At 47.1% G+C, this 7,601-nt stretch carries 4 protein-coding genes and 1 CRISPR repeat array; all 4 genes read left to right on the top strand.

The window, feature by feature from the left end:
- Window positions 1-4 precede the first annotated feature (4 nt).
- A CRISPR array of direct repeats spans window positions 5-992; the repeat unit is 28 nt; unit sequence GTTCACTGCCGTGCAGGCAGCTTAGAAA.
- Between the two features lie 512 nt (window positions 993-1,504).
- The 4 genes from HMPREF3091_RS03845 to csy2 all read left to right on the top strand — a co-directional run bounded on the left by HMPREF3091_RS03845 (window position 1,505) and on the right by csy2 (window position 7,577).
- Complete coding sequence (locus HMPREF3091_RS03845; RefSeq protein WP_008813931.1) at window positions 1,505-1,885, top strand: YejG family protein; 381 nt, start codon at window positions 1,505-1,507, stop codon at window positions 1,883-1,885.
- A 296-nt stretch (window positions 1,886-2,181) separates the two neighbouring features.
- Window positions 2,182-5,325 carry a type I-F CRISPR-associated helicase Cas3f gene (gene cas3f, locus HMPREF3091_RS03840; RefSeq protein ID WP_070714341.1) on the top strand — a complete coding sequence of 1,048 codons (3,144 nt, stop codon included), beginning with the start codon at window positions 2,182-2,184 and terminating at the stop codon, window positions 5,323-5,325.
- A 30-nt stretch (window positions 5,326-5,355) separates the two neighbouring features.
- Window positions 5,356-6,627, top strand: a complete 1,272-nt coding sequence (csy1, locus tag HMPREF3091_RS03835) for a type I-F CRISPR-associated protein Csy1 (RefSeq protein ID WP_168168171.1) — start codon at window positions 5,356-5,358, stop codon at window positions 6,625-6,627.
- Window positions 6,627-7,577: a type I-F CRISPR-associated protein Csy2 gene (gene csy2 / locus HMPREF3091_RS03830; RefSeq protein ID WP_070714338.1), complete on the top strand. Its 951-nt coding sequence runs from the start codon at window positions 6,627-6,629 to the stop codon at window positions 7,575-7,577. The genes csy1 and csy2 overlap by 1 nt, the downstream gene beginning before the upstream one ends.
- Window positions 7,578-7,601 lie beyond the last annotated feature (24 nt).

Genomic DNA, 7,601 nt, shown 5'->3' with positions numbered 1-7,601 from the left:
TGATGTTCACTGCCGTGCAGGCAGCTTAGAAAGCAAGCAGCAGGACGAAATGGAAACCCGTCACGTTCACTGCCGTGCAGGCAGCTTAGAAATATCAGCATAGACCCGCAAACCGGATATGTTGGTTCACTGCCGTGCAGGCAGCTTAGAAAACGTCGAGATTGTGCCGCAGGTGTCAGAGCTTGTTCACTGCCGTGCAGGCAGCTTAGAAAAGCAGGAACGCCAGAAGAGGGGATCGGCATGTGTTCACTGCCGTGCAGGCAGCTTAGAAAGCCGCCATAACGACGACCTCCCGCTAGCGCTAGTTCACTGCCGTGCAGGCAGCTTAGAAATGACGATATTTTATCTCGCTTCACCGATGCTGGTTCACTGCCGTGCAGGCAGCTTAGAAAATATCAGCCATATCTTCTTCGGTTAAGCTCTCGTTCACTGCCGTGCAGGCAGCTTAGAAATATCAATAAACTTTGGCGGTGTTGTGGCCGGCGTTCACTGCCGTGCAGGCAGCTTAGAAAAATTGCCGGAGTCGTGGGATTACTATCCCCTAGTTCACTGCCGTGCAGGCAGCTTAGAAATTCACAATAATCAGTTTCACCCCACACTAGGTGTTCACTGCCGTGCAGGCAGCTTAGAAAACGCCACCGGATTCTTAGCTGCTTCTCTAAAAGTTCACTGCCGTGCAGGCAGCTTAGAAAATCTTAGACTGCCGAGGCATCGCCTCAGCATTGTTCACTGCCGTGCAGGCAGCTTAGAAACGATAAAATCAGAGGCTGGGAGGTTAGTGTTTGTTCACTGCCGTGCAGGCAGCTTAGAAATGTCGTCTTCCTCAGTCCCCCACTTGGATCCAGTTCACTGCCGTGCAGGCAGCTTAGAAACAGCAATGGATAGAGCCCTAGATAATACAGCGGTTCACTGCCGTGCAGGCAGCTTAGAAAACTAAATCACTATCAGCAGACAATCGTCACTGGTTTACTGCCGTACAGGTAGCTTAGAAAATATAATCGTGCTAACTATTGTCGGTTTTTGGCGTGAGATTTTCATTTTTTTAACAGAACATCTAACTTAACTAGGTAAAATCCATTGTGAAAAGAAAAAACATTAAAGTTATTTAACATTTTCTGCGTTTTTTATTTTCTATCAAAACAATTAATTAGCTAATTTCATTGATCATGGTTCAGTGATTTATTGTATTTTGTATGTAAATTGAAAAACACGACAAAGTAATTAAAATGAAACAAAAATGGTTGTGGTAATAAAGATAAAAGTATACATATAACCCCAATAACCGCTCTCCCTCCATCGTGGTACTTCCAGAGTAAAAAAATGGAGTAGCGCCATCAAGATCGCGCTTTAGGCTGTTTATTCTTCGGTGTTACCGAAATGTAATAAACAAACTCATAACAAAATGACGATTAAGTCATCAAATAGCCGGAATAGTGCGAACTTAGGTTTACGATGTGAGTTTTTTGTGAAAAAATTGTAGTTAGTTTTTAATCAGGGTAAAAATGTGAATAGTTTCCAGCTTTCGATAGTCCACCGGTTGCCGCAAAGCTACCGATGGTCATCAGGGCTCACCGGCGTGCAGGTCGAACCCATTTATTTGGAAAAGACGGCTGGCGTTGAGAATACGGACGTTAATAATAGTGCTATTGAGAGTAATAGTCTGATTGGCCTGAAGCTCCTGAGCGAAGAGGGAGAAGCTGCATGGCAAATCATGAAACGTCTGAATCAGTCTTTACAAGAGATGCAGGTAAACTGCTCTGTCGTTGAGCTTGACGGTGAACCTTGCCTATTTGTTCATCTTGAAGATGAAAGTGCGGCGATGTGCCGCTTGAAAAACGTCGGTGTGGCGATCGCCGAGCCGATTATCGCTCAGTATCCGTTCTGACTTCCTCGTCAGAACCGTATACCGGCACGCCTGTGTGGCTGCCGGTGCATGCAGGGATCTGCCTATCATTCCTGTCTTTCTTCTCTACCATTCTGATGTTCACTGCCATGCAGGCGATCCCATATTCTTATCGCTGATTCTGATGTAATAATTCATTTTCATTATGAGTAAAATACAACAATATAATTATCTTATTGATTACAAAGGATTATTATTGGTTATTTGTGATTTAACTTAAAAATTATTTAAGTTTCTCATGATATTTTCAGCTAACGATCATCAACGGCGTTAGCGATATGAATACTCACGACTTATCTCCTTCAGATTTAAACGCTATTCAGCTCTCTACGCATTCAAACATCGATTATCCGCAATATTGCGGTGTTTTGGTCAATGGTGAGCGGGGAGAGCCTAACGCACAGGGTACGGTGCCAACTAACCGAACTTCGCGCGATATTCTTAAGAGCCAAGATGAAGACCTGTGGCATAGCGCAGAAGCGATTAGCTTACTGGCGGGTATTTCGGGGCTGTTTCATGATTTTGGTAAGGCGAATCAGCTATTTCAGCAGGGATTAACCGCGACTTCAGGCCGCCGATTCCAGCCCTATCGTCATGAATGGATATCGTTGCGCCTATTTCAGGCTTTTGTGGGGAAACAAACGGATACCGAATGGCTATGTTCGCTCGCTGAGGTGTCTTCTGCAAATGAAGCTGAGATGTTGTCTCGCTTAGAATGCGATCCTCAGCCGAAAGACACGATGATTTTTGCTTCGCTGCCACCACTGGCCCAGACAGTTGCTTGGCTGATTGTTTCTCATCATCGCCTACCTGTTTACCCCCAGAATTCATCTAACACTACACGTAAGTATAAACCACAGTTCGTGGATAGCGCTTTGTGGCTGGAGACGCAGTTTAATTCATTGTGGAACTCAACCAATCAGGAGGCGGGAGACTGGAGCAAGCAGGATTTACAACGCGTATGGCGATTTCCGCATGGTACGCCGCTGCAAAGCGATATTTGGTGCACCAAAGCACGCAAGTTTGCTCAACGCGCTTTGCAGTCTAGGTCACTCATTGCATATGGCCAGTTAACTAGCCGTTTTGCTATGCATATCTCGCGGCTGGTTTTGATGCTGGCTGACCATGATTACTCATCGCGACCAGCGACTTCGGGTTGGCAATCCTCTGAATACTCTGCTTGGGCAAATACCGATACAGACACCAAGGCGCTCAAGCAAAAATTGGATGAACACAATGTTGGCGTGGGACAGAATTCGCTGTTGCTCGGGCGTTGCCTCCCTAAACTGCGACAGACTCTACCTGCGATTACCCGTCATAAGGGCTTTAAACAACGCACTAGCCATGCTCGATTTCGTTGGCAGGATACGGCATTTGATACTGCCGCCGCGTTGCGTGAACGCTCGGTTCAGCAGGGTTTTTTTGGTATCAATATGGCATCGACCGGCAGCGGTAAGACGTTTGCTAATGCGCGGATCATGTATGCGTTAGCCGACGAAAAACAGGGCTGTCGGTTTTCTGTGGCGTTGGGATTACGAACGCTGACGTTGCAAACCGGCGATGCGCTACGCGATAAACTTCAATTACAAAGCGACGATCTTGCCACGTTGATCGGCTCTTCGTCAGTACAACAGCTCCATCAATTATATCGTACGGTGCCAGCTAACGATGTGATTAGCCAATCGGCAGAAACTTTCTTTGCTGAGCATCAATATGTTCGCTACGACGGCGGTCTCGACGATGGACGATTAAGTCACTGGTTGAAACAGGACAGCAAATTACACAAATTGATTAGCGCGCCGGTGCTGGTCAGCACTATCGACCATTTAATGCCAGCCTGCGAAGGCATTCGTGGTGGAAAGCAGATTGCTCCGATGCTGCGTTTACTCACCTCTGATCTGGTGCTGGATGAGCCCGATGACTTTGATATTGCTGATTTACCGGCATTATGTCGATTAGTTAACTGGGCAGGTATGCTGGGTAGCCGAGTGTTGCTGTCTTCTGCCACGCTGCCGCCCGCGCTGATTCAGGCTTTATTTCGTGCTTATGAAGCGGGACGCGGGGAATATCAAAAATCGTGCGGTATACCGAATGCTCCGGTGAATATTTGCTGTGCATGGTTTGATGAAAATAATGCCGTTAGCGAAGATATTAGCGATGGATTGCGTTTTAAAGAGATCCACGAATCCTTTGTTTCTCAACGAATCGCTAAGCTCAAACAAGTGACTCCGCTGCGTTATGCAGAGCTTATACCGCTCGAATCTCCGACCCGCAAAATAAGTGATGTTATGGCGAGCCTCACCGATGTTTTACACGCGTCGATGATGCAACTGCACCGCCAACACCATCAATTACACGAGAGTGGCAAGACGGTATCCGTTGGGCTGATCCGTATGGCCAATATTGATCCTTTGGTGGCAACCGCGCAGCGCCTATTTTCAACTTCGCCTGAGACCGACTGTCGTATCCATTATTGCGTGTATCACAGCCAGCATCCATTGGCGATGCGTTCGCATATCGAGCAACGCCTAGACGCCATGCTCACGCGCCATCAACCCGAGGCGCTATGGTCGGTCGCTGAGGTTCGTCATGCCCTTGAGCAATATCCTGAATCTCATCATTTATTTGTGGTGTTAGGAACATCGGTCACTGAAGTTGGAAGGGATTGGGATCTTGATTGGGCTATCGCTGAGCCCAGCTCGATGCGATCGTTAATTCAATTGGCTGGTCGTATCCAGCGCCACCGCCAGCGACCGCCAAAAACGCCGAACCTACATATTCTAACCAAAAATATTAAATCTTTGCGCCAAAAGGACAGCGGCGTTGCTGCCTACTGCCGCCCTGGTTTTGAGTCTCAAAAATATCTGTTGGCAAGTCACGATTTGCGGGAGCTCCTTACCGAAGAACAGTACCAGCATATCGACGCCAGCTCGCGTATCCATCAACGAACCGACGCGCCAAAGCGCCCTCCGTTTAACAATCTTGTCGATTTGGAACATTACCGACTCTCCCTAGAGTTATTAGGAAAGCAGAGCCCAGCGGCTCAGTGGTGGCGCGGCCACGTTGACTGGTGCGGTGAATCGCAGCGGCAGATGCCATTTCGGCAAACCAATAAACAGCAGGAGTGTGCGCTGCTGTTGGACGACGATGACGAACTGCGTTTTTACAACATTGATAGCGGCAGCTTTGGTTGGAAAGAGAGCGGTGAGTTTGACTATCCAGAGTTAACCATCGCGAACGGCGTAAGCGCGTGGATCCAAGCGTCTTATCCTGATGTCTACAACCATCTGGCAGACGAATTGGGTATGGAACTCGAAGAGGTTGGTCAAAAGTTTGGTGAGATATGCCTAAGCATTTACAGCGAAGACTCAGAGGCGTGGCGTTTTAATCCGGTACTTGGGGTGTTTCGGGCGTTTGAGTGACTAAATTTTAACTCGACTGGAGGTGTGAAATTGGACGGACTCAGTAAGTTGATAGCTGATTACATTGATAAAAAAGAAGACATAGATAAGAACAATGTTTTTACTGATATAGAGAAAATCTGTTTTTACCGAGCTTGGCTTACAGCGAAATCTCGAAGTTCATTTAATGCTAAGTACTTTATGAGAGTAACTCATGCCGCAAAATATACTCACGGTGGTAGTAAAAGCAGTAGTGTTTATTTAGTAGCAAAAAATTTTATGACAAGTGAAATTTATCTTAGCAGCTTGTCTTTATCTTACCCCGAAGTTGATCTTGACGGTGGTGCTAACTTCATGGGGATAGCAGGGCTACTTAAACTTGAAGCAGATGGAGTTTCGCTGTTATCAGCCATAGAACGAGGTGATTATTCGTCTTTGCAATATTTTGCTGAAAATGAACAGCAACTGGCTGAATGGGTTAGTGGTTTTAAACGTATATTTGAGCCAAGGCAACCATCCAGCCATATATTAGCCAAACAGGTCTATTTTCCGGTGGGTGATGGTAAATATCATCTGATTAGCCCGCTTTTTCCTTCATCTCTTGCTCATGCAGTGCATCAGCGAATTGTTGATGCACGATTCAGTGACGCAACCAAAGCGGCCAATCAGGCACGAAAGGAAGGGGAATGGCATGAGACTCCTATCACTTACTACCTGAATACTGCCGTTATGAATGTCGGTGGCACCAAGCCGCAAAATATTTCCTATCTTAACAGCGTACGCGGTGGCTGTGTCTGGTTGCTTCCTTGTTCGCCGCCGCAGTTCAAGCCGGTTGAAAAAAAACCTGTACACCTGAAATCTATTTTTCAGAAGCGCAGCCCGTTTCATTTTGTGGCTAAGGATAATGCACACCAGCTACAGCAGTATCTGCGCAGCAAGTTGGGTTGCGATAGCACGCTTGAAATCCGCGAGCGTCGTCAAGAGTTGGTGGAAGACATCATCGTGCAATTGTTTACGGTAGTAGAGGGGATCCAGCGTGAAGAGTGGCAGGGCTGGACATTAGATAAAGACTGCGAACTAAAACGCGCACAGCAATTATGGCTTGATCCTTATCGTTGCCGCGTTGATGACGACTTTAAATTGGAACGCGAAGGCGGCGATTGGAAAAAAACGGTCGCCGATGATTTTGCCCTTTGGCTCAACAGACAGCTACAGGACGAAGCGTTAGGGCTAGGTATGGTGGAGCGTATGGAATGGCGAACTCAGCCATTGTTCAACAAGTACATTCGCGAGTTTGAATGGTCTCTGGCGGAGAAACTGTAATGGGCTACTTAATCGTTTTACGCCGAGTACGTGTGGAAAATGCTAACTGTGTTGCAGGATTAACCTACGGTTTTCCTGCGATAACCCATTTTCTGGGATATACCCACGCGCTCTCACGCCGTATACAGCAAAGTCATAACCTTAGCCTTGACGGCTGCACCGTTATTTCTCATCACTTTCAGCACCATACACATAGCTCGGGTTGGGATCATCAGTTTGCCTTAACGCGTAATCCATTAACCAAAGAAGCGAAAACGGCGGCGTTCAATGAGGAAGGGCGCATGCATATGACGGTTTCCTTGTTGATTGAATGCAATGGCACCATCGCAAATGGCGATGAAGGATTGAATGCTCTCGCTCAGTATCTGCAAACGCAGTGTCAAACGCTACGCTTGGCGGGAGGGATCATCACGGACATTGAAAAAGTGGAGGTGATGTCATATCCGCTTAACGCGGATGCACTGCGGCGACTGATTTGTCAGCACCTTCCCAGCTTTGTCTTGTTGGATCGCTCTGCGCTGCTTGCTTCCCATTTGGCTGATTTACGTACAATCCAGCCAGAAGCCCAAATGCTTGATGCATGGCTGGATTTTGCTGCGTTAAAAAGAGCCGCGGTAAAAGATCCAGAGAGTGGAAAAGTAGAGTGGCGCTATTTACCTAAACCGGCGAAGCGCTATCTCGTTCCGCTATTAACAGGCTATCAGCGTATTTCTCCACTGTATGAACCGGGCGAAGTGAGTCACACCCGCGATACAGAAACCCCATTCTGTTTTGCCGAGGCGGTTTATGGCGTGGGGGAATGGCGCGGTTTACATCATTTCCATGATCTATCCAGCTTGATGTGGCGCTATCGCGTAACGGAACAGGGCTACTACTGCTGTGGTTCCCAAACGGCGTCATTGATTCAGCCCGATGAATCAACAGACGAAATTGAAGAAATTATCTACTAATTATAGACGAAGAGGGAATTTTCA

The organism is Hafnia sp. HMSC23F03, from assembly GCF_001816025.1.
In the GTDB taxonomy this organism is placed as follows: Bacteria; Pseudomonadota; Gammaproteobacteria; order Enterobacterales; family Enterobacteriaceae; genus Hafnia; species Hafnia paralvei.
Note: the sequence above shows the minus strand (reverse complement) of the source record. Positions and strands in the feature narration are given on the sequence as shown.

Bases quoted from the DNA above. Each gene is read 5' to 3' on its own strand.
- cas3f (WP_070714341.1), top strand. From the start codon at position 2,182: ATGAATACTCACGACTTATCTCCTTCAGATTTAAACGCTATTCAGCTC.
- csy2 (WP_070714338.1), top strand. From the start codon at position 6,627: ATGGGCTACTTAATCGTTTTACGCCGAGTACGTGTGGAAAATGCTAAC.